A 22,565-nucleotide genomic window follows, 5' to 3' on the forward strand; every position below is an offset into this window, starting at 1 on the left:
TTGCCATCACGGGACGATCACGTTTCCTCCGCATTTTTGTCCCGGTGGGTTTGCTCCTGGCTCTGGTCGGTTGCCAGACCGAACCGTCCCCGGCCCCGGAAGACACCGTTCCGCGCGCCCGGGAACTGGTCGACCTGCGCAGCCGCATTCTCGGATACACCGCGAAGTTCCGCGCCGACGCCCCCTACCGCCCGCCCGGCAAGGAGCAGCGGGAGCGGCTGGCGAAGGCCGTCGGGAGTCTGCTGTCGGGTGACGCCCAGGGCGCCGAGCGCCGGCTCGCCCCGCTGGGCCTCGGTGTGACCCGCCTCACCGACACCGACTCGGGTCGCCGCTACGACGAGATCGCCGCCACCGGGCCGGGCGAGAGCGCCCGCTGGGGCCGCCTTTACCTGAACGCCGACTCCACCGTCCGCTGGAACGCCCAGGTCCCGCACCCCGTCTCCGACCGCGACACCGAGGACCTCGGTATCCGGCTCCTGGAGCAGAACCCCGGCGGCGCTCTCGTCATCGCCGGATCCCACCGGCGGGCCGGCGGCAACGGCGAGGCCGATGTGGCCCACCGCGAGGACAGCGCCTTCCACACGATCGTCGTGGAGTTGCAGAAGCGTGGGGTGCCCGGAGTCCAGCTGCACGGCTTCAGCGACTCCTCCGACCGCCCCTACGACGCCGTGGTCTCCACCGGCGCCGTCGAAGCCGCGCCCGCCGAGGTGGTCGCCCTGGCCGACCGTATGGACGACGAGGGGCTGCGGGTCTGCCGGGCCTGGGCGGCGCGCTGCCCGCTGGAGGGCAGGAGCAACGTCCAGGGCCGCTCGGCGGAGCGCGAACACGCCGGCTTCGTCCACGTCGAACTGGCCCGCCGCGCCCGCGCGGACGGCGGCCGCGACACGGAGGAGGCGGCCGAGGCCCTGGCCGGACTGGTCGCGGGGTGGAATGCCGGCGGTTAGCCCGTCGCGGTGATCGTGATCGGTCCGGACGGCGAGCGGCATCGAGCAGCTGAACGCCGACCGCCTCGGCGCGGGCGGCGGCGGCATCCATTGCGCCACTGAGCAGCGGCCCGTGCCCTGTGGCGCGGCACGGCGGCGGCGACCAGGGGCGCCGGGCCCGCCGACCCGGGCCCGGTGAAGCCCGCCGCGGCGACCCCCGGATCCCCGACCGAGGCGAGGCTCGCCTCGTGGCCCCGGCCCACCAGTAGCGCGAACACCCCGGCCGGTACGCCGGTGAGCGCGGCGGCCAGGGCGGCGCGGGCCATCGCCTCGCCGGTGCCGGGGTGGGCCGGATGCGCCTTGACCACCACGGGGCACCCGGCCGCCTCCGCGACCTGTTCCGGCGAGGCGTCCCGGTACGCGGGGTCGAACGGTTCGCCGGTCGTGACGGTTGCCGCGCGCCGACGGGCACCCATGCCGGCCGCCACCCGTGCCGGGGACCTCCCGGCCGGCCGGGGGCGAATGCCCGGTGAGGGGCGTGAGTTCGGTGGATGGGGGGCGTCTGCGGCCGGGTGCGGGTTCTCGGTCGGGTGGACGGTGATGTGTCGGGTTCGGAGGTCCCCGGGCATCCGGGTGTCGCGGTGAAACTCGTCCCGGCGGTGGCGTTGTCCTCGGGTCGTCCGGATGTATAGCCTAAGCAATGGCATGTGACATTGCACTAGAGGCGGTCGTGCGGACGCCGAGGGGTGGTCATGGAAGTCGTCATCGTCGGCGCGGGCATCGTGGGCGCCGCGTGCGCGTTCCACGCCGCCTCCGCCGGTCTCGGCGTCACGGTGCTCGACCGGGGGCCCGTCGGTGCGGGCACCACCAGCCGCGGCGAGGGGAACATCCTGCTCTCCGACAAGGAGCCGGGCCCGGAGCTGGAGCTGGCCCGGCTCAGCCGTGACCTCTGGGGCGAGGCGAGCGAGGAACTCGGGGCGCGGTCCGTCGAGTTCGAGAGCAAGGGAGGCCTGGTCGCCGCCAGCACCCCCGAAGGCCTCGCGGCCCTGCACGCGTTCGCCGCACGCCAGGCGGCAGCGGGTGTGCGCACCGAACTGGTCACTTGTGCACGGGAGTTCGAGCCGCACATCGCTCCCGGTCTCCCCGGCGCCGTCCACTACCCGCAGGACGCCCAGGTGCAGCCCGTCCTGGCCGCCGCCGGACTGCTGCAAGCCGCCGTCCGGCGCGGCGCCCGGGTCCGTACCGGCGAGGCCGTCGCCGCCGTCACCGGAACCGGCGGGCGGATCACCGGAGTTCGCACGGCCGACGGTTCGGTGCTGGCCGCCGATGCCGTGGTCAACGCGGCCGGGACGTGGGGCGGCGAGGTCGGCCGCCGCCTCGGCGCGCCGGTCGAGATCCTGCCGCGCCGGGGGTTCGTCCTCGTCACCGAGCCGCTGCCGCCGATGATCCGGCACAAGGTCTACTCCGCCGACTACGTCGCCAACGTCGCCTCCAACGGCGAGGGCCTGGAGACCTCGTGCGTTGTCGAGGGCACCCGCGCGGGCACCATCCTGATCGGCGCCAGCCGTGAACGCGTCGGCTTCGACACCGCGATGAACCCTGACGTGGTGGCCCTGCTCGCCGCGCAGGCGTGCCGCCTCTTCCCGTTTCTGCGCGACGTCCATCTGATCCGCGCCTACCGGGGGTTCAGGCCGTACTGCCCCGACCATCTGCCGGTCGTCGGCCCGGACCCCCGGGTTCCCGGTGTCCTGCACGCGTGCGGCCACGAGGGCGCGGGCATCGGTCTCGCTCCCGGCACCGGCGCCCTCATCACCGCCCAGTTGCTCGGCCGCCCGTGGCGCGGTGCCGATCCGGCCGCCCACACCGGCCTCCTGCCCGACCGATTCCTCACGACCGGAGGTGTGCCGAAGTGACCGGAGCGGCCGCGGAGACCGCGGCGACCGACGTACCCACCGTGACCGTGGACGGCGAACCCCTGGCGTTCGTCCCGGGGCAGACCCTGGCCGCCGCGCTCGTCGCCTCGGGCCGGGTCGCCTGGCGGACCACCCGGGGCGGGCAGCGGCCCCGGGGCGTCTTCTGCGGGATCGGGGTCTGTTACGACTGCCTCGTCGCCGTCGACGGACGGCGCGGACAGCGCGCCTGCCTGGTGCGGGCCCGCGCGGGCATGGCCGTCGCGACGGAGGAGGGCGACGATGACTGAGCCCCGGGACCTCGGCGGCCTCCCCGCGATGCAAAAGCCACACGACCTCGTGGTGGTGGGCGCCGGGCCGGCCGGTATGGCGGCCGCCGCCACCGCCCTGGACGGCGGGCTGCGGGTCGCCCTCGTCGACGCGGGCCCCGCTCCCGGCGGCCAGTTCTGGCGCCACCCCCCGGACCACGCGCGCGACGCCGTTCCCACCGAGGACCTGCACCACGACCTGCGCACCTACCGCGCCCTCCGCGCGACCCTGGCCGCCCACGAGCGCACCGGACGGCTCGCCCTCCTGCTCGACCACCACGTATGGACCACGGCCCGCGCGGCGGACGGCTTCGCCGTCCACGCCGTGGACCGCGGCAGGCCGCCCGAGGAGCGGGCCGTCGTGCTGCGCGCACCGGCCCTCCTGGTGGCGACCGGCGCCTACGACCGCCAACTCCCCTTTCCCGGCTGGGACCTGCCCGGCGTGCTCACCGCGGGCGGACTCCAGTCGCTGCTCAAGGGCGGGGGAGTGGTCGCCGGCCGCCGCGTGGTCCTCGGGGGTACGGGCCCGTTCCTGCTGCCCGTCGCCGCCGCCCTCGCCGCACGCGGCGCGGAGGTCGTCGCGGTGTGCGAGGCGGCGGCGCCCTCGGCCTGGCTGCGGCACCCCGCACCCCTGCTGCGTAACCCCGCCAAGTGGGCCGAAGCCGCTGGATACGCGGGCACGCTCGCCCGGCACCGCATCCCGGTCCGTACCCGCACCGGCATCATCGGCGCCGAAGGGGCGGGGCGGGTCGCCGTCGTACGCACCGCCTCCCTGGGCGCCGACGGGGCGCCGCTGCCGGGTACCGAGCGGCGGATCGAGGCCGACACCGTGGGCGTCGGCTGGGGCTTCGTCCCCCAGCTCGACCTGCTGCTCCCGCTCGGCTGCGACCTCGCCGACGCGGGCGACGGCACCACGGCCGCCGCCGTCGACGCCGGACAGCGCACCACGGTGCCGGGGCTCTACGCGGCGGGCGAGACCTGCGGGGTGGGCGGGGCGGCGCTCGCCCTGAGCGAAGGGCGCGTGGCGGCCGTCTCCGTGCTCACCGACCTCTCCGCGCCGGGCCGGCCGGGCATCCGGCCCCTGGCCGCGGAGCGCCGATCGGTGGCCCGGCACCGCGCCTTCGCCCGCGCCCTGGCCCGGGCGCACCCCGTGCCCCGGAACTGGCCCGCCTGGCTGACCGACGACACCACGGTCTGCCGGTGCGAGGAGGTCACCGCGGGGGCGGTCCGCGCCGCCCGCGCCGACGGCCCGGCAACCGACCACCGGCAGGTCAAACAACTGACCAGGGCGGGCATGGGGTGGTGTCAGGGCCGGATGTGCGGGCCCGCCGTGCACTGCCTCGTCGCCGCCCGAGCCGAGTCCTACACCCCCGCCGAGCGACTCATCGCGACCCCCGTCACCCTCGGCGCGCTCGCCGACTCCAGCACGTTCCCCACCGGCGACACCCCTACCGAACCCACCTGAGGAGTTCCCATGAACCACGTGGACCGCACAGCCCCTGCCCGGATGCCCTGGCACGGCGTCATCGTCGCGACGAGCCTCCCGTTCGACCGGGACCTCGCCGTCGACCACGGCGCCTACGGCGACAACGTCGCCTGGCTCGCCGCCCAGGGCCTGCACGGTGTCGCCCCGAACGGCTCGCTGGGCGAGTACCAGACCCTGACGTACGAGGAACGCGACCGTGTCGTCGAGACCGCCGTCGCCCACGCCCCCGAGGGCTTCACCGTGATGCCGGGCGTCGGTGCGTACGGCGCGATCGAGGCGCGGCGGCACGCCCTCTTCGCCAAGGACGCCGGCTGCCAGGCCGTCATGTGCCTGCCGCCCAACGCCTACCGGGCCGACGACCGCGCCGTCCTGGAGCACTACGCGATGGTGGCCTCCGCCGGGCTCCCCGTCACCGCCTACAACAACCCCATCGACACCAAGGTCGACCTGCGTCCCGAACTGCTGGCCAAGCTGTACGCCGAGGGGTTCATCGTGGCCGTGAAGGAGTTCTCCGGAGACGTACGACGGTGTTACGCCATCAGTGAACTGGCCCCCGGCCTCGACCTGATCATCGGCACCGACGACACCCTCCTCGAAGTCGGCGTCGCCGGGGCCAAGGGCTGGGTCGCCGGATATCCGCAGGTCTTCCCGCGTGCCTGCCTCGACCTCTACGAAGCCGCACTGGCCGGCGACCTCGCCACCGCGCTCCCGCTCTACCGCCGGCTCCACTCCGTACTGCGCTGGGACAGCAGGACCGAGTTCGTCCAGGCGATCAAGCTCGGCCAGGACATGATCGGCCGGACCGGCGGCGTCTGCCGGCCGCCCCGCCGGCCCCTGGACCCGGAGACCGAGGCCGTCGTACGTTCCGCGACCCGGGCGCTCATCGACGCGGGGGTGAACTGACGTGCTTTCCACGGTGTGTTACCACGCCGTCGACTCGCACACCGAGGGCATGCCGACCCGGGTGATCACCGGCGGGGTGGGTGTCCTGCCGGGCGCGACCATGGCGGAGCGCCGGCAGCGGTTCATGGCCGAACGCGACGGACTGCGCACCCTGTTGATGTGCGAGCCGCGCGGGCACGGGGCCATGTCCGGCGCGATCCTCCAGCCCCCGACCCGGCCGGACGCCGACTTCGGCGTGCTGTTCATCGAGGTCTCCGGCTGCCTGCCCATGTGCGGCCACGGCACCATCGGCGTGGCGACGGTCCTGGTGGAGACCGGCATGGTCGAGGCGGTCGAGCCGGAGACCCTCATCCGCCTCGACACCCCCGCCGGTCTCGTCACGGCACGGGTCGCCGTGCGCGACGGCCGCGCGGAGTCCGTCACCCTGGAGAACGTCGCCTCCTACAGCCACGCCCTGGACCAGGTCGTCGACGTGGCGGGGTTCGGCCCGGTCCGGTACGACATGGCGTACGGCGGCAACTTCTACGCGATCGTCCGCACCGAGGATCTGGGCATCCCCTTCGACCGGGCGGAGAAGGGCCGGCTGCTGGACGCGGGCCTCGCCGTCATGCGGGCGGTCAACGAGCAGAACCCGGTGGTCCACCCGGAGAACCCCGCGATCGACGTCTGCCACCACGTCTACCTGGAGGCCCCCGGCTCCACCGCCGAACACTCGCGGCACGCCATGGCGATCCACCCCGGCTGGTTCGACCGCTCACCCTGCGGGACGGGAACCAGCGCCCGGATGGCCCAACTGCACGCGAGGGGGCTGCTGAAAACCGGGCAGGACTTCGTCAACGAGTCCTTCATCGGCTCCCGCTTCACCGGCCGGATCCTGGACGAGAGCACGGTCGGCGGCCGACCCGCCGTCCTGCCCTCCGTCACCGGTCGCGCCTGGATCACCGGCACCGCGCAGTATCTGCTCGACCCGAACGACCCCTACCCGGAGGGATTCACCGTCTGACGTCCGCTCGGCACACCGGCCCCAGGGGGCCCGCGCCGCGCGAAACGCCAACCCCCGCCGCCCGGCACCGACTTCGGCTCAGCGCGCGCCGAGCTTGCGGGACGGGGCCGCGCGCTCGGCCTCCCGCTTCCGTGCCGCCCACAGGGTCCGCACATGCGCGAGATGGCGGCGCATGTGCTCCTCGGCCGCCTCCGCGTCGCCCTCGATCATGATGTCCAGGAGCGCGGTGTGCTCCCGCGCCGAACCCACCAACGACCCTTCCTGGGACAGGTCGGTGAGTCCGTACAGCCGGGAGCGCTTGCGCAGGTCCGCCACCGTCTCGACGAGACGGGCGTTACCCGCGAGGGCGAGCAGGTCGAGATGGAAGCGGCGGTCCGACTCCAGGTAGCCGATCAGGTCGCCCCGCTGCGCGGCCGCCACGATCTCCTCGGCCACCGGGCGCACCGCCTCCAACTGCTCGCGGGAGGCGGTGCGGGTCACCCGGCCGATGGTGGGGATCTCGATGAGCGCGCGGATCTCGGTGTACTCGTCCAGGTCGCGCTCGGAGAGCTCGGTGACCCGGAAGCCCTTGTTGCGCACCGCCTCGACCAGGCCCTCGCGGGCCAGATCCAGCATCGCCTCGCGCACGGGTGTGGCCGAGACGCCGTACTCGGCGGCCAGGGTGGGCGCCGAGTAGATCGCGCCGGGCTGGAGTTCTCCCGCTATCAGCGCGGCACGGAGGGCGCCCGCCACCTGGTCGCGCAGATGCTCCTGCACCGAGATGAGTTTGCGGGACTTCAGCTCACTCATGCGTTCCCCTTCAGATTTGTCACCGCACTATACAATGTCACGTTGCGCGGTGCGCCCCTCCTCGGTCGGCAGCTGGCAGCCGTCAGTCGTCCAGGAGGCGGGCCATCCACTCCTCGACGCCGTCGGCCGTACGGGGCAGCGCTCCGGAGAGGAGCTTCGCACCATCGGCGGTGATCACGAGGTCGTCCTCGATGCGCACGCCCATGCCACGCAGTTCGGGCGGCAGCGTCTCGTCGTCCGGCTGGAGATAGAGCCCGGGTTCGACGGTGAGGACATGGCCCTCCTCCAGTACTCCGTCGAGATAGGTCTCCACCCGGGCCCGGGCGCAGTCGTGCACGTCGATGCCGAGCATGTGCCCGCTGCTGCACAGGGTGTAGCGGCGGTACAGGCCGCTGTCGTCGGCGAGCGCCTCCTCGGGTGCGACCGGCAGGACGCCCCAGGCGTGCAGCCCCTCGGCGATGACGCGCATGGCCTCCCGGTGGAAGTCCCGGAAGCGGGCTCCGGGCCGCAGGACGGCGATGGCGGCCTCCTGTGCGGCCAGCACCAGTTCGTAGACGTCGCGGTGGGCCGGTGAGAAGCGGCCCGACAGGGGGAGGGTGCGGGTGATGTCCGCGGTGTAGAGGGTGTCGGTCTCCACCCCCGCGTCGAGCAGGAGGAGTTGGGACGGCGAGAGCGGGCCGTCATTGCGGATCCAGTGCAGGACGCAGGCGTGCGCACCCGCCGCCGCGATGGTCTCGTAGCCCGTGCCGTTGCCCTCGGTCCGTGCGCGCAGGTTGAACACGCCTTCGATCCAGCGTTCGCCGCGGGGGTGGCGCAGGGCGTCGGGCAGGGAGCGCGCCACGTCCTCGAAGCCCGACGTGGTGTGGTCGACGGCCAGTTGGAGCTGGCTCACCTCCCACGGGTCCTTGAGCAAGCGGAGTTCGGCGAGCACAGAGTCCAACTCGGCGTCCCCGAAAGGGGTGTGGGACCGCGCGGGCAGCAGGTCGTCGACGTGGGGATCGACGCCCGCGAGCAGGCGGGTCGGCGGCTGAGGACCGGCGAGGAGCCTTGGCAGCCCGTCCAGGTGGGCGCAGCGCAGCCCGGTCAGCGCCGCCGTCTCGTCCAGGTCGGGCCGGCGGCCGACCCAGAACTCGCCGTAGCGGCGGTCGCGGTAGAACCCGCTGGTGTCCCGGGGGGAGCGGGGGCGGATGTGGAGCACCGCCTCGTGGCCGTCGGGGCCCGACGGGTCGAGGACCAGGACGTGGTCGGGCTGCTCCTCACCGGTCAGGCCGGTCAGCCAGGCGTAGGCGCTGTGCGGGCGGAAGCGGTGATCGGTGTCGTTCGAGCGGACCTTGAGCGTTCCGGCGGGTATGACCAGCCGTTCGCCCGGGAAGCGCGCCGACAGGCGCTGCCGCCGGCCGGGGAGCAGGGCGTGGCCGGGGAACCGTGCGTCGGCGGGCAGCGGGGAGGGCGCCCAGCCGGTGGCCATGAAGGCGTCCAGGGCGGCCGGGACCGGCAGATCGTGGCTGCCCGTGTGCAGTCGGGCCGGGGGCGTGGAGGTCATGGGTCTCCTTCGGAGGGTGTGCCTTGGGGGTGCCGGGGCTGCCAGGGGTGCCGGGACGGGGAGCCGAAGCGTCCGACTGCGGGACACGTTTCGGTAACGGGGCGACGCACTCCTTGGCTGTGCAATTTCACATTACTATGTTACGGGTCACATCGCGTGGATGGATGCGTTCCCGGCCGCTCCGCCTCGCGTTCCGCAAACGGCCGCCCACCGGGCCGCTCGGCCGCCCGGAGCACCAGATCCCGCCGGACCCCTCCTTCTTCCTCCTTTCCGCCGGCCCGTTCCGCTGTCGCCGTGCCCCGTTCCCGTACCGAGGAGTGCCCCATGTCCCGTCGCAGCCGTGCGCTGTCCGTATCCCTGAGCACCTCGCTGGCCCTGGCCCTGGCCCTGCTGGGCGCCTGCTCCCCGCAGGGAGGTGACGACCGAGGCCCGGGCGCGCGGCAGCCCGGTGTGGCGACCGGCACCGTCATCGGCGGCACACCGAAGCGGGGCGGCACCCTGACCGTGCTGTCCAACCAGGACTTCGCCCATCTGGACCCGGCCCGCAACTGGGTCATGCCGACCATGGACTTCGGCACCCGGCTGATCTACCGCACCCTCACGACCTTCCGGGCAGCGCCCGGGAAGCGGGGCAGCGAGGTCGTCCCCGATCTCGCGACCGACCTCGGCCGATCCTCCGACGGGGGACGCACCTGGACCTTCACCCTGAAGCCCGGCCTCGTCTACGAGGACGGCACCCCGATCCGCGCCCGCGACGTCAAGTACAACGTCGAGCGCTCCTTCGCCCCGGACCTCGCCGGCGGCCCGGACTACGCCCAGCGCTATCTGACCGGCACCGAGGGATACACCGGCCCGCTGGACGGCAAGCACCTCGACTCGATCCGTACCCCCGACGACCGGACCATCGTGTTCTCGCTGCGCAGGCCCGTCGCCGAGTTCTCCTCCACCGTCACGCTGCCGACCTTCTCTCCCGTGCCCGTGGCCCGGGAGAAGGGCGTCCAGTACGACCTGCGGCCCTTCTCCTCGGGGCCGTACCGCATCGAGAACTACGCCCGCGGCAAGAAGCTGGTGCTCGGCCGCAATCCCCACTGGGACGCGGCGACCGACCCGGTGCGCAAGGCGTACCCCGACCGCATCGTGGTGATCCAGGGCCTCAAGGGCGGTCAGATAGACGACCGGATCATCGAGAGCGCGGGCGCCGACGCCTCCGCCGTCGAATGGTCCGACCTGCAACCCTCCAGCGTCGCCAAGGTCCTGCCGAAACCCGGGACCCGGCAGCGGCTCTCCGCCGAGCGCACCGGCTGCACCGACATGCTCGCGCTGAACACCTCCCGGGCGCCCTTCGACGACCCGAAGCTCCGTCAGGCGATGCAGTACGCCGTCGACAAGCAGGCCCAGGTCACCGCCAACGGCGGGCCGGCCCTCAACGACATCGCCACCGCCTATCTGCCGCCGTCCCTCACCGGCGGCCGCGCGGCCGACCCGGTCCACACCGGGCCGGCCACCGGGGACGTGAAGAAGGCCGAGAAACTCCTCGCCGAGGCGGGCAGGGGCGACGGCTTCGACACGACGATCACCGTGTCCACCGGCGACAAGACCCGCGCCGAGGCGCTCCAGCAGAGCCTGGCCCGGGTCGGCATACGGCTGCGCATCGAGACCGTCGACCCCTCCGTCTACTACGACACCATCGGCGACACCGCCGCCGCCCCCGACATGGCCATCAGCGGCTGGTGCCCCGACTACCCGTCCGCCGCCACCTTCCTGCCTTTCGTCTTCGACGGCCGCACCATCAAGGCCAAGGGCAACCAGGGCAACGTCTCCCAGTTCCGCGACAAGGCCGTGGAGCGGCGCATGGACGAGATCGCCGCGATGCCCGACGCGACCGCCGCCGCGAAGGCGTGGAACGCGCTCGACCGGGAGATCCAGCGCAAGTCCCCGGCCGTCCCCCTGCTCTGGGAGCGCAAGCCGCTGCTCGTCGGCGACAACATCGCCGGGGCCTTCGGACACCCGTCCTGGACCGGCCAGTTCGACTTCGCGGTGATCGGACTGAAGGACCCGTCCCGGAGCCAGGGCTGACAGGGCGGGGACGCGTTCCCATGAGCATCCTCAACGCGCCGGCCACCGGCCCCGGCTCACCCTCCCTGCCCGACGCCCCCTGGCGGACCACCTGGCGCCGCCTGTGGGGCGACCGGGGCAGCCGGACCGCCCTGATCGCCGCCGCCCTGCTGATCCTGATCGCCCTCACCGCGCCCCTGCTCAGCCTGCTGGGCGGCTGGTCGCCCACCGCCTTCGACGCCGACGCCATCGACCCCTACCTCGGCGGTCTGCCCCACGGCACCCTCGGCGGCATCAGCGCCGAACACTTGCTCGGCGTCGAACCGGTCACCGGCCGCGACCTGTTCGCCCGCGTCGTCCACGGCGCCCAGGTCTCCCTGCTGATCGCCTTCGCCGCCACGGCCATCGTCGTCGCCACAGGCACCGCCGCGGGCATCGCAGCCGGCTACTTCGGCGGCCGCGTCGACACCGTACTGAGCAGGCTGATGGACCTCACCATGTCCTTCCCCTCGCTCATCTTCATGATCGCGATGATGTCGGTGGCCCAGGACGTCAACCGGGTCGTGCTGATGACCGTCGTCATCGGCGTCTTCGGCTGGCCCGGCATCGCCCGCGTGGTGCGCGCCGAGGCCCTCTCCCTGCGCCACCGCGAATTCGTCGAGGCCGCCCGCGCCTGCGGCAGCGGACCATGGCGGATCCTCACCCGGCAGGTGCTGCCCAACATCTCCGGCCCCGTCATCGCGTACACCACGCTGCTGATCCCCGGAATGATCAGCACCGAGGCCGCGCTCAGCTTCCTCGGAGTGGGTGTGCGCCCGCCCACTCCCTCCTGGGGCCAGATGATCGCCGAGGCCGTCGCGTACTACGAGACGGACCCCATGTACTTCATCGTCCCCAGCGTCTTCCTCTTCGTCGCCGTCCTCGCCTTCACGGTCCTCGGCGACGCGCTGCGCGACATCCTCGACCCCCAGGGAGGCCGGCCGTGATCGCCCACCTGATCCGCAGGTGTCTCGGCGTGGCGGGTGTCCTCCTCGCCATCTGCGCCGTCACCTTCACCATCTTCTACCTGCTGCCCGCCGACCCGGCCGCGGCGGCCTGCGGCAAGACGTGCAGCCCCGAACGGCTCGCGGACGTACGCCACTTCATGGGGCTCGACCAGCCCGTGTGGCGCCAGTTCGGCGACTACCTCGTCGGCATCTTCGGCGGCCGCGAGCTGGGCCGCGGCCCCCACGCGATCCAGTGCGGTTTCCCCTGCCTCGGCTACTCCTACGAGAACGCCCTGCCGGTGTGGGACCTGCTGATGGACCGGCTGCCCGTCTCCGTGTCGCTGGCCTTCGGCGCCGCCTGTCTGTGGCTGGTGCTCGGACTGGGCGCCGGAGTGACCGCGGCCCTGCGCAAGGGCGGCCCCCTCGACCGCACCCTGATGGTCGGCGCGGTCGCCACCGCCTCGCTGCCCGTCTACTTCACCGCGGTGATGCTCCTGTACGGCCTGGTCCGGCTGACCGGACTGCTGCCCTACCCCGCGTACGTCCCGCTCACCGACGACCCCCTGGCCTGGGCGTCCAACCTGCTGCTCCCCTGGATCGCCCTGGCTCTGCTCTACGCCGCCATGTACGCCCGGCAGAGCCGCAGTTCGATGATCGAGACGATGGAGCAGCCCTACATCCGGACCGCCCGCGCCAAGGGGCTGCCCGCCCGGACCGTCGTGGTCAAGCACGGACTGCGCTCCGCGATGACGCCCGTGCTCACGCTCTTCGGCATGGACCTCGGCGCCCTGCTGGCCGGAGCGGTCATCACCGAGTCCATCTTCGGCATCCCCGGTGTGGGCCGGCTCTTCTACGACGCCCTGCAACGCTCCGACCAGCCCGTCGTGCTCGGCGTCACGCTGCTCGCGGCCTTCTTCATCGTGGCGGCCAACGCCGTCATCGACCTGCTGTACGCCGTCGTCGACCCGAGGGTGAGGAACTGACCGTGCCGCCCACCACCGAACCGGACCTGCTCCGCGAACCGGACCAGCCCCTGCTGCGCGTCCACGACCTGCGGGTCGCCTTCGACACCCCGGCCGGAGCCGTCCGGGCCGTCGACGGGGTCTCCTTCACCGTGGCGGCCGGCCGCACCCTGGGACTGGTCGGCGAATCCGGCTCCGGCAAGTCGGTCACCTCCCTCGCCGTGATGGGCCTGCACCGCCGGGCCCGGGTGAGCGGATCGATCACCCTCGCCGGGCAGGAACTCCTCGGCCTGACCGACCGCCGGTTCGGCCGGTTGCGCGGACGCCGGATGGCGATGGTCTTCCAGGACCCGCTGTCCGCGCTGCATCCCGCGTACACGGTCGGCGAACAGATCGCGGAGGCTCACCGCCACCACTTCGGCAGCGCCCGACGCGTCGCCCGCAGACGGGCCGTAGAGATGCTCGGCGAGGTCGGCATCCCCGTGCCGGCCCGCCGGGCGGCGGAGTACCCGCACCAGTTCTCCGGCGGCATGCGCCAGCGCGCCATGATCGCCATGGCCCTGTCCTGCGAACCCGAACTGCTCGTCGCCGACGAACCGACCACCGCGCTCGACGTCACCGTCCAGGCGCAGATCCTCGAACTGATCGCCCGCCTCCAGCAGGAACGCGGACTGGGCGTCCTGATGATCACCCACGACCTGGGAGTGGTGGCGCGCGTCGCCCACGAGGTGCTCGTCATGTACGGCGGACGCGGCGCCGAACAAGCTCCGGTGGACGAGCTGTTCAGCAGCCCCGCCCACCCCTACACCCGCGGCCTCCTGGACTCGCTGCCCCGACTGGACGACCCCGACGACGCACCGCTGCGCGCCATCCCGGGCTCCCCGCCGTCTCCGGCCGAGCCGCGATCCGGCTGCCCCTTCGCGCCACGCTGCCCCCGGGCGGCCGCCGCCACCGCCCCCGAGCGGGCCCGCTGCGCCGGGGAGAGCCCCCGCCCCCGGGCCGTACCCGGCGAGGGGCGGCTGGTCGCCTGCCACCTGCCCCTGCCGGTTGTCCCGGCCGTCCCGCACCCCGGTCCGCCCGGCGGCGCCCCCGTACCGGCCGAGGAGGCCCGATGACATCCGATTACCCCAACACTCTTGATTGTTCCGCGCGTTCGACTTCTCAAGGTGGTGCGGCGCCGCTGGTGTCCGTACGCGGGCTGCTGAAGACGTTCCCCGGCCGCCGCGTTCTCGGCCGCGCCACCGCGCCCGTCCGGGCGGTGGACGGTGTCGATCTGGAGCTCGCCGCGGGGGAGACCCTCGGTCTGGTCGGGGAGTCGGGCTGCGGCAAGTCCACGACGGGCCGGATGCTGGTCCGGCTGCTCGAACCCACCTCGGGGACCGTCGAGTTCGAGGGACGCGACATCACTCATATGTCCCCGCGCGAGCTACGGCCCGCCCGGCGGCACCTCCAGATCATCTTCCAGGATCCGCACGCCTCCCTGAACCCGCGGCAGACCGTGGCCCGGATCATCGCCGAACCCCTGCTGGTGCAGGGGGCCACCGTCCGGGCGGCCCGGGAGCGGGCCGCCGAACTGCTCGACCTGGTGGGCCTGGGAGAGGAACACCTGGACCGGCACCCGTACCAGTTCTCCGGCGGGCAGGCCCAGCGGATCGGCATAGCCCGCGCCCTGGCGACCGGCCCGCGCCTGATCGTCGCCGACGAGCCGGTCTCCGCGCTCGACGTGTCCGTACAGGCCCAGGTCGTCAACCTGATGGCCCGTCTGAGGGCCGAACTCGGGCTGTCGTTCCTCTTCATCGCCCACGACCTGTCGGTCGTCAAGCGGGTGTGCGACCGGGTGGCGGTGATGTACCTGGGGCGCGTCGTGGAGATCGGCGACAAGCGCGAGCTGTACGACAGCCCCGCGCACCCCTACACCCGGGCGCTGCTCTCCGCGGTGCCGCTGCCCGACCCGGCGGCCGAGCGCCGCCGCGAGCGGATCCTCCTCCTCGGCGACCCGCCGAGCCCCGCCGCGCCGCCCAGCGGCTGCGGCTTCCACCCGCGCTGCCCCAAGGCGCAGGCGGTCTGCCGTACCGAGCGACCGTTGCTCCGGGTCGTGGGCTCGGGAGCGCGCACGGCCGCCTGCCATTTCCCCGAAACGGACTGAAAGGGCAGGGGATTTCCGGCACAGCTCTTCCTTGTGATGTGTGACCTGTGCCATTGTACATGGCACATGGCGTGGGCATGTCAAATATGGCATCGACCCCACCCCGTCCGACAGCACGGCATGACGACACCCCCGCGCCGCGCCCTGTCCATCCCATCGGTCACGCACGCCGCGTGCCCCCCATCCCTCATGGGAGGAAAATCAACGTGAGAACCACACTTGTCCGCCGAGGTGTGGGTGCCGTTCTGCCGCTGGCTCTGGCCGGGGCGATGGGCGTCGCGCTGCTCGCGCAGCCGGCCCAGGCGCAGCCGAACCTACCTTCGGCCGCCACGGCATCGAACGCGTCGCAACCGTCCCGCCCCGCCGGGACGGCCGCCCCCGCGCCGCAGGCGCAGCAGTCCCCCGCAGCGGACACCGGCCACCGGACCGTGGAGCGGCGATCGGTCTCCCAACTCCCGCCGCAGAGCGCCGACAAGTCCCCTCTCAGGGAGGCGTACGGCGACCACGACGCCCCGAACGAGCGGGCCGACGGTAAGAAGCCCTCGGCGAAGGCGGCCGCCGCGTGCGACCCGGCCGACTTCACCGGCCGCACCGGGGCCCAACTGGTGCGGCAGATCAAGGCGTCCACGACCGACTGCGTGAACACGCTGTTCGGCCTGACCGGCAACGACGCCCGACTGGCCTTCCGCGAGGCCCAGATGACCTCGGTGGCGTACGCGCTCCGCGACAACTCGGCCTACTACCCGGGCGACGGCAGCACCGGCACCCCGCAGCTCGTCCTCTACCTGCGGGCCGGGTACTACGTGCAGTGGTACAACCCGGATGTCGTCGGACCGTACGGCAGCGCCCTGCGGACCGCCATCCGCTCGGGCCTCGACAGCTTCTTCGCGAGCCCCCGGTCGCGTGACGTCACCGACGAGAACGGCGAGACGCTGTCCGAGGCGGTCATCCTGATCGACAGCGCGCAGGAGAACGCCCGCTACCTCGCCGTCGTCAAGCGGATGCTGGCGGACTACGACTCCTCCTGGAACGACTTCTCGCGGATGCTCGCCGCGGTCAACGGCGTGTACACGGTGACCTTCCGGGGCCACCAGGTGCCCGCGTTCGTCAGCGCCGTCGAGACGGACCCGAGCGTCATCGACTCCCTGCACCGCTTCGCCGCCGACCACCTCTCCCTGCTCGGCGGCGACCATGCGTACCTGACCTCCAACGCAGGGCGGGAGCTGGGCCGTTTCCTCCAGTACCCGAGCCTGCGGGGCAAGGCCCGGCCCCTGGCCACCGACCTGCTCGGCCGGAGCTCCATCACCGGCCCCACCGCCGCGCTCTGGGTGGGCATAGCGGAGATGGCCGCCTCCTACGACCGGGCGAACTGCTCGGCCTACGGCGTCTGCGACCTCCAGGAACGCCTCAAGCGGGAGGTCCTGCCGGTCCGCCACACGTGCAGCCCCGGCATACGGATCCTGGCCCAGCAGATGACGTCCGCCGAGCTGAGCGCGTCCTGCACCAGCCTCATCGAGCAGGACGCCTACTTCCACCGGATCGCCAAGGACGACGGCCCGGTCGCCGACGACCGCAACACCAGCATCGAGGTCATCGCCTACGACTCCAGCGCCGACTACCAGACGTACGCCGGCGCGATGTACGGGATCGACACCAACAACGGCGGCATGTACTTGGAGGGCGACCCCTCCGCCGAGGGCAACCAGCCCCGCTTCATCGCCTACGAGGCGGAGTGGCTCCGGCCGGACTTCCGCATCTGGAACCTCAACCACGAGTACACGCACTACCTCGACGGCCGCTTCACCATGTACGGCGACTTCACCGAGAACATGAGCACCCCCACCGTCTGGTGGGTGGAGGGCTTCGCGGAGTACATCTCCTACCACTACCGGGGCGAGCCCTACACCGCGGCCATGACCGAGGCGGGCAAGGGCACCTACGCCTTGAGCACGCTGTTCGACACCGACTACAGCCACGACACCACGCGGGTGTACCGCTGGGGCTACCTCGCCGTGCGGTACATGCTGGAGCAGCACCCCGCCGACATGGACACGGTGCTCGGCCACTACCGCACCGGACGGTGGGCCGCCGCCCGGACCCACCTCACCAGCACCATCGGCACCCGGTACGACAGCGGCTTCCGGACCTGGCTGGCGGGGTGCGCGGCCGGTGACTGCGGCGACGGCCCCACCACGCCCGCCCCCGAGTGCACCGACCCCGACATCCGTGTCCTGGGCGAGAACTGCCGTCGCAGCGGCCTCTCCGCCACCACCGGCAACTACGCCTACCACTACCTGTACATCCCGGCCGGCACGGAGGAGCTGAAGATCACCGTCGGCGGCGGCACCGGCGACGCGGACCTCTACTACAGCGGCACCGGCTGGGCCACCACCGCGTCCCACGCCGGCCGCGCGACCGGCCCCGGCAACTCCCACACCCTGACCGTCACCGACCCGCCCGCGGGCGCCAACTACATCAGCCTCCACGCGGTCGCCTCGTTCGGCGGAGCGACCGTCACGACCTCCTACTGATCCGCCCGCCGCACCCTCCGGCCGGGGCCGGGCGCCAGGCGCGCCCGGCCCCGAACCCACTGTCAGTGCCTGCCCCTACAGTCGAAGACATCCCCCGGGGAACGCCCCGGGGGAGTCGGGGAACACCGGAGAAGGGGGCCACACCCATGTCCGCCAACAGGATCCAGCACAAGGTGAATCACGTCGCTCTGGTCGTGGACGCCTCCGGTTCCATGAACCCGCACCAGGGGCAGCTGATCCGCGTCGTCGACGAGTTCGTGGCGGGGCTGAAGGCCGAGTCGGACAGCCTGGGCCACGAGACCCGGATCAGCCTCTACTCCTTCGACCACCGGGTGGAGAATCTGGTCTGGGACATGGATGTGAAGCACCTCCCGTCCATGCGCGGGCTGTACAAGGTCAACAACGGGGCCACGGCTCTGATCGAGGCCTCGCTGAAGTCCCTGGACGACCTGGGCCACATCTGGGAGGAGTACGGCGAGCACAGCTTCCTCCAGATCGTCGTGACGGACGGCGAGGAGAACGCCTCCGGCGGCGACCGGCGCCACGACGGCGACATGACCATCCTCGGCCCCTGGCTCGACCGGATCACCGCGAAGATGAACGGGCTCCCGGGGCACTGGACCTCCGCCATCCTCGTGCCGAACTCCCTGGCCAAGCGCACCGCCCAGAACTACGGCTTCCCGGCGGGCAACATCGCGATCTGGGACGCGGACTCCCAGAAGGGCGTCGAGGACGCGATCGGCACCGTGCGCGCCGCCGCGACCAGCTTCCTGCGCGGCCGCGAACAGGGCGTCCGCGGAACGAAGAACCTGTTCGCCGTCGGCCAGGACATATCCGTGGACGACGTGCGGGCCACCCTCGAACCGGTCGCGGCCGACAAGTACCGGCTGCTCAAGGTCGACAAGGAGATGGAGATCCGCGCCTTCGTCGACTCGCACCCGGGCGTCACGTACGAACGCGGCTCCTGCTACTACCAGTTGGGCTCCCGGGTCCAGGTGCAGCCCGACAAGGAGGTCATCGTCGTCGAGAAGGCCACCGACCGCGCCTACACGGGCGAGGCTGCGCGCAACCTCCTGTTCGGCGCCGGAGTCCGCGGAACCGTCTCCGTGAAGGCGGGCAACAACCCCAAGCTGGAGGTGTACGTCCAGAGCCGTTCGGTGAACAGGAAGCTCAAGGCCGACACGCGTCTGCTCATCATGCTCTGACCCGCCGCGACGCTCCCGGCCCGGGTGGCGCTCCCGGCCCCGGGCGGCCGTTCAGCCCGAGGTCGCCGGAGCCGTGGTGTCCGTCGCGACCGATACAGCCAGCAGGCCCAGGGCGGTGCCCATCAGATAGCGCTGGGCGCGGAGCCAGGAAGGACGCCGGGCGAGGAAGACGGCGATCGCTCCCGCCGCGAGGACGATGCCCAGGTTGACGGTGAGGGCCACCACGATCTGGACCGAGCCCAGCACAAAGCCCTGGAGAAGGACGTTTCCCGCCTCCAGGCTGATGAACTGCGGGATGAGGGAGAGATACATGATGGCGATCTTCGGATTGAGCAGGTTCGTCATCAGGCCCATGGTGAACAGCCTGCGCGGGGAGTCGTGCGGCATCTCCTTGGGTGCGAAGACGGAGACGCCCCCGGGCCGCAGGGCGGTCCAGGCGAGATAGGCCAGGTAGCCGGCCCCGGCCAGTTTCACCGCCACATACAGTTCGGGCACCGCGAGGAAGACCACCGACAGACCGAGATTCGTGGCCACCAGATAGACCAGGAAGCCCACGGCCACACCGCCGAGGGAGACCACCCCCGCGCGTCGCCCCTGGGTGATGCTCCGGGAGACGAGATAGATCATGTTCGGGCCCGGGGTGAGCACCATGCCCAGGGCGATCATCGCGACCCCGAGGACTCCGCTCAGCTCAACCATGCCTGTCCGCCGCCCTGTTCATGCCTCGGTCGATGCTCCGGTCCCGGCCGCGCGGCTCGGTGCAATGCGAGTCTATGTTCGCGCTCCGACTCGGCTCAATAGGGGACATTGCACTCGGTGCAATGATGTGTTTCGATGCGGCCGACCAAGGAGGTGAAGCCCGTGAAGGACTTCCGGTCCGTCGCGGACACCGTGGCGGAGGAGATCGCGTCCGGTCGGCTCGGGCCGGGGGAACGCCTGCCTCCGCAGCGGGAGTTCGCCCGGCGCCAGGCGATCGCCAACTCCACCGCCGTCCGCGTCTACCAGGAGCTCGCCCGCCGGGGCCTCACCGTCGGCCAGGTCGGACGCGGCACGTTCGTCGCGGCCGCGCCTGGCGCCCCCGCTCCCGCGCCGGCCCTCTCCGAGCCCGCCACCCACCGGGTCGACCTGGAGCTCAACCACCCCGTCGTCCCCGAACAGGCCGGGCTGCTCGCCGAGGGCCTGGAGAAGCTGGTGCGCTCCGATGACCTGGAGCAGGTGCTCCGCCCGGTCGGGCCCGCCGGCACGCCCGCCGCCCGCGAGGCGGCCGCCGATCTCCTCGTACGGGGCGGAGGGCGGCCGGATCCGGAGCGCGTCCTGTTCACCGGGAACGGCCGCCAGGCCATCTCGGCCGCCGTCTCCGCGCTGACCCGGCCGGGCGCCCGGCTGGGCGTGGAGGAGTACACCTATCCGGTGCTCAAGGCCGTCGCGGCCCGGCTCGGCGTCACCCTCGTACCGCTGGCGATGGACGGGGACGGGCTGATCCCGGAGGCGGTCGAAGAGGCGCACCGCGCCGAACCGCTGCACGCCGTCTACGTACAGCCGGTTCTCCACAACCCGCTGTCGCTCACCATGCCCGCGCTGCGGCTCGACCGCCTGGCCGACGTGCTGCTGACGTGCGGGATCCACGCGATCGAGGACGCCGTCTGGTCGTTCCTCCGGGACGACCTGCCGTCCCTCGCCTCGCGGGCCCCCGAGCACACCGTCCTCGTCGACAGCCTCTCCAAGCGGCTCTCCCCGGGCCTGTCCCTCGGGTTCGCCGTGGCCCCCGCCGCACTGGAGGGCCGGGTCGCGGCGGCCGTGCGCTCCGGTGGGTGGACGCCCATGCGGTTCCCCCTGGAGGCGATGGTGCGGTGGCGGGAGGACGGGGTCGTCGCCACACTCGTACGGGCCAAGCAGCGGGAGGCCGGGGCGCGTCAGGAGATCGCGCAACGCCACCTGGGCGACTTCCGCACCCGCAGCGACCCGTCGTCGTACCACCTCTGGTGGGAGCTGCCCGCCCCCTGGCGCTCCGACATCTTCGTGGCCGCCGCCGCGCGGCACGGCATAGCGGTGACCCCGGCCGCGGCGTTCTCCGCCGGCCGCCCCCGCGGCCCGCACGCGATCCGCCTCGGGCTCGCGTCCCCCACCAGGGAGGTGCTCTCCCGGACCCTCGCGACCCTCGCCGGTCTCGCCCGGTCGGCCCCGGACGACTTCGCGGGGGACTGAGGCCCCGGGCCCGGGGAGCCGACGGGAGTCAGGGCGCCCGGTCGCCGCGCTCCGCGATCTCCTCCAGGAGCCCGTCGAGGTCCTTCAGCCGGTCCAGGCCCTTGACCGCCCTGGCCATCCGGTGGTTGGCGCCCAGGGGGGCCCGGTGGCGGTGCAGGAAGGCCCAGTAGCCCGCCGTGTACGGGCAGGCGTGCTCGCCGGTGCGGTCGGCGGGGCGGTAGGCGCAGGGCCCGCACAGGTCGCTCATCCTGTTGATGTAGGCCCCGCCGGAGGTGTACGGCTTGGTCGTCATCCGGCCGCCGTCGGCGTACTGCGACATGCCGACGACATTGGGCAGCATCACCCAGTCGTAGCCGTCGACGAAGCACCGGTGGAACCAGTCGGTCACGGCAGCCGGGTCCCAGCCGTCCTGGAGGGCCCGGCTGCCCAGCACCATCAGCCGCGGGATGTGGTGCGTCCAGCCGGTGTCGCGGACCTGGGCCAGCACCGTGGACAGGCAGTTCGCGGTGACCTCGTCGGCGTCCAGATCGAGAAACCAGCGGGGCAGCGGGGTCCGGTGGCCCAGCGCGTTGCGGTGCCGGTACTCCTCGCCGAAGTGCCAGTACAGCTGCCACACGTACTCCCGCCAGCCCGCGATCTGCCGGACGAACCCCTCGACGCTGTTGAGCGGCGCCTCTCCCGCGCGCCATGCCTCCTCGGCCCGGTCGACGCACTCGGCGGGGTCCAGGAGCCCCAGGTTGAGGGGGACGGACAGCAGACTGTGGCTCATCACGGGGTCGGCCGCGAGCATCGCGTCCTCGTACCGGCCGAAGTCGGCGAGGCGGTGGGCGACGAAACGCCGCAGCGCGGCCAGCGCCTCCCGCCGGGTGACGGGGAAGCGGCGGGGTCCGTCGCGGCCGACGAACGTGACTTCGCCGTCCCGCTCCCAGCGGTCGAGATCGTGGCGCACCTCGTCGTCGATCTCGTCCTCGTGCGGGCGGTAGGGCGCGGGGACGTCCAGGGTCTCCACGCTCCGGGGCGGCGGCTCGCGGTTGTCGTGGTCGAGGTTCCACGTTCCGCCGGCCGGCTCGTCGCCGTCCATGAGCAGATCGTGCTCCCGGCGCACCCACCGGTAGAAACCCTCCATCCGCAGCCGGTCGCCCCCGTGTTCCTCGGCCCACGCCCCGAACTCCGCCTGGGCCAGCAGGAACCCCCGGGCCGGCAGCACGTCGATCCCGTCCCGGGCGGTCACGAAGTCCAGTGCGGCCCGGGACGTCGGGTGACAGACCGTCAGTCGGCCGCCTCCGCCGCCCCCGTCGCCGAATCCCGCCTCCGCCAGCCCTTCGGCGTAGGTCTCGGCCCGGACGTAGCGGACCCGGTCGCCCAGTTCGGCCGCCCGGTGCCGCATCGCGGAGAGGACGAGGTGGGCCTTGGCCCGGTGGAAGCGGCGCCGGCGCAGGACGGACCGGGCCTCGATCATCAGGAGCGGGGAGTGGGCGTCCGGGCCGCCGTCGCGCGGATCCAGGAAGTGGGGGCCGAGCTGGTCCCCGAAGAGCCAGTGGGTGCGTGGTGCCATGAGATGCGTTTGTCCTGTCGTCGGAGGCCCCGCCCCCCGTCACGCTAGGGAGCGA

19 protein-coding genes are annotated in these 22,565 nt (G+C 72.6%); 14 read left to right on the top strand and 5 right to left on the bottom strand.

The window, feature by feature from the left end; translation table 11 throughout:
* The first annotated feature begins 44 nt into the window (after positions 1 to 44).
* Positions 45 to 944 carry a hypothetical protein gene (locus tag CCZ36_RS27960; RefSeq protein WP_128818806.1) on the top strand — a complete coding sequence of 300 codons (900 nt, stop codon included), beginning with the start codon at positions 45 to 47 and terminating at the stop codon, positions 942 to 944.
* On the opposite strand, the gene CCZ36_RS36030 is transcribed toward CCZ36_RS27960, so the two are convergent.
* Entirely contained in the window at positions 941 to 1,399 is a 459-nt protein-coding gene (locus CCZ36_RS36030; protein ID WP_237302751.1) for an aldehyde dehydrogenase family protein, read from the bottom strand. The two genes, CCZ36_RS27960 and CCZ36_RS36030, sit on opposite strands and share 4 nt — an antisense overlap.
* A gap of 276 nt (positions 1,400 to 1,675) precedes the next feature.
* Here CCZ36_RS36030 and CCZ36_RS27970 point away from each other — a divergent pair, with 276 nt between their 5' ends.
* From CCZ36_RS27970 to CCZ36_RS27990, 5 genes are read left to right on the top strand one after another with little or no spacing between them, the layout of a single operon-like run.
* Positions 1,676 to 2,836, top strand: coding sequence for an NAD(P)/FAD-dependent oxidoreductase (locus CCZ36_RS27970; protein WP_164873558.1), 1,161 nt, complete (start codon positions 1,676 to 1,678; stop codon positions 2,834 to 2,836).
* Complete coding sequence (locus tag CCZ36_RS27975; protein ID WP_069741330.1) at positions 2,833 to 3,123, top strand: (2Fe-2S)-binding protein; 291 nt, start codon at positions 2,833 to 2,835, stop codon at positions 3,121 to 3,123. The genes CCZ36_RS27970 and CCZ36_RS27975 overlap by 4 nt, the downstream gene beginning before the upstream one ends.
* A complete protein-coding gene (locus tag CCZ36_RS27980; protein ID WP_128818808.1) occupies positions 3,116 to 4,606 on the top strand; it encodes an FAD/NAD(P)-dependent oxidoreductase in 1,491 nt (496 codons plus the stop codon). Before CCZ36_RS27975 ends, CCZ36_RS27980 begins: the two co-directional genes overlap by 8 nt.
* A gap of 9 nt (positions 4,607 to 4,615) precedes the next feature.
* Positions 4,616 to 5,530 carry a dihydrodipicolinate synthase family protein gene (locus CCZ36_RS27985; RefSeq protein WP_164873559.1) on the top strand — a complete coding sequence of 305 codons (915 nt, stop codon included), beginning with the start codon at positions 4,616 to 4,618 and terminating at the stop codon, positions 5,528 to 5,530.
* Between the two features lies 1 nt (position 5,531).
* Positions 5,532 to 6,533 carry a proline racemase family protein gene (locus CCZ36_RS27990; protein WP_128818809.1) on the top strand — a complete coding sequence of 334 codons (1,002 nt, stop codon included), beginning with the start codon at positions 5,532 to 5,534 and terminating at the stop codon, positions 6,531 to 6,533.
* 78 nt (positions 6,534 to 6,611) lie between these two features.
* Here CCZ36_RS27990 and CCZ36_RS27995 read toward each other — a convergent pair whose 3' ends face one another.
* Both CCZ36_RS27995 and CCZ36_RS28000 read right to left on the bottom strand, forming a co-directional pair.
* Entirely contained in the window at positions 6,612 to 7,322 is a 711-nt protein-coding gene (locus tag CCZ36_RS27995; RefSeq protein ID WP_128818810.1) for a GntR family transcriptional regulator, read from the bottom strand.
* A gap of 82 nt (positions 7,323 to 7,404) precedes the next feature.
* Positions 7,405 to 8,865, bottom strand: a complete 1,461-nt coding sequence (locus CCZ36_RS28000; RefSeq protein WP_128818811.1) for an aminopeptidase P family protein — start codon at positions 8,863 to 8,865, stop codon at positions 7,405 to 7,407.
* A gap of 324 nt (positions 8,866 to 9,189) precedes the next feature.
* Here CCZ36_RS28000 and CCZ36_RS28005 point away from each other — a divergent pair, with 324 nt between their 5' ends.
* The 7 genes from CCZ36_RS28005 (at position 9,190) to CCZ36_RS28035 (ending at position 18,750) form a co-directional block, all read left to right on the top strand.
* Positions 9,190 to 10,941 carry an ABC transporter substrate-binding protein gene (locus tag CCZ36_RS28005; protein ID WP_128818812.1) on the top strand — a complete coding sequence of 584 codons (1,752 nt, stop codon included), beginning with the start codon at positions 9,190 to 9,192 and terminating at the stop codon, positions 10,939 to 10,941.
* A 20-nt stretch (positions 10,942 to 10,961) separates the two neighbouring features.
* Entirely contained in the window at positions 10,962 to 11,906 is a 945-nt protein-coding gene (locus CCZ36_RS28010; RefSeq protein WP_128818813.1) for an ABC transporter permease, read from the top strand.
* Positions 11,903 to 12,889, top strand: a complete 987-nt coding sequence (locus tag CCZ36_RS28015; protein WP_128818814.1) for an ABC transporter permease — start codon at positions 11,903 to 11,905, stop codon at positions 12,887 to 12,889. The genes CCZ36_RS28010 and CCZ36_RS28015 overlap by 4 nt, the downstream gene beginning before the upstream one ends.
* A 2-nt stretch (positions 12,890 to 12,891) precedes the next feature.
* Positions 12,892 to 13,983, top strand: a complete 1,092-nt coding sequence (locus tag CCZ36_RS28020) for an ABC transporter ATP-binding protein (RefSeq protein ID WP_237302752.1) — start codon at positions 12,892 to 12,894, stop codon at positions 13,981 to 13,983.
* On the top strand, positions 13,980 to 15,014 hold the full coding sequence (locus CCZ36_RS28025) for an ABC transporter ATP-binding protein (protein ID WP_128818815.1): 1,035 nt from the start codon (positions 13,980 to 13,982) through the stop codon (positions 15,012 to 15,014). Before CCZ36_RS28020 ends, CCZ36_RS28025 begins: the two co-directional genes overlap by 4 nt.
* A 206-nt stretch (positions 15,015 to 15,220) precedes the next feature.
* Positions 15,221 to 17,545, top strand: a complete 2,325-nt coding sequence (locus tag CCZ36_RS28030; RefSeq protein WP_443069822.1) for a collagenase — start codon at positions 15,221 to 15,223, stop codon at positions 17,543 to 17,545.
* 146 nt (positions 17,546 to 17,691) lie between these two features.
* Positions 17,692 to 18,750: a VWA domain-containing protein gene (locus tag CCZ36_RS28035; protein WP_069736878.1), complete on the top strand. Its 1,059-nt coding sequence runs from the start codon at positions 17,692 to 17,694 to the stop codon at positions 18,748 to 18,750.
* A gap of 51 nt (positions 18,751 to 18,801) precedes the next feature.
* Here CCZ36_RS28035 and CCZ36_RS28040 read toward each other — a convergent pair whose 3' ends face one another.
* Positions 18,802 to 19,449 (bottom strand): LysE family translocator, encoded by a 648-nt coding sequence (locus tag CCZ36_RS28040; RefSeq protein ID WP_069736879.1) that lies wholly within the window; start codon positions 19,447 to 19,449, stop codon positions 18,802 to 18,804.
* 162 nt (positions 19,450 to 19,611) lie between these two features.
* Here CCZ36_RS28040 and CCZ36_RS28045 point away from each other — a divergent pair, with 162 nt between their 5' ends.
* The gene (locus tag CCZ36_RS28045; RefSeq protein ID WP_128819774.1) at positions 19,612 to 20,955 is read left to right on the top strand and encodes an aminotransferase-like domain-containing protein; all 1,344 of its coding nucleotides are present in this window, start codon (positions 19,612 to 19,614) and stop codon (positions 20,953 to 20,955) included.
* A 28-nt stretch (positions 20,956 to 20,983) separates the two neighbouring features.
* Here CCZ36_RS28045 and CCZ36_RS28050 read toward each other — a convergent pair whose 3' ends face one another.
* The gene (locus CCZ36_RS28050; RefSeq protein ID WP_069736880.1) at positions 20,984 to 22,510 is read right to left on the bottom strand and encodes a cryptochrome/photolyase family protein; all 1,527 of its coding nucleotides are present in this window, start codon (positions 22,508 to 22,510) and stop codon (positions 20,984 to 20,986) included.
* Positions 22,511 to 22,565 lie beyond the last annotated feature (55 nt).

The organism is Streptomyces sp. S063 (assembly GCF_002832675.1).
GTDB classification, from domain to species: Bacteria; Actinomycetota; Actinomycetes; order Streptomycetales; family Streptomycetaceae; genus Streptomyces; species Streptomyces sindenensis.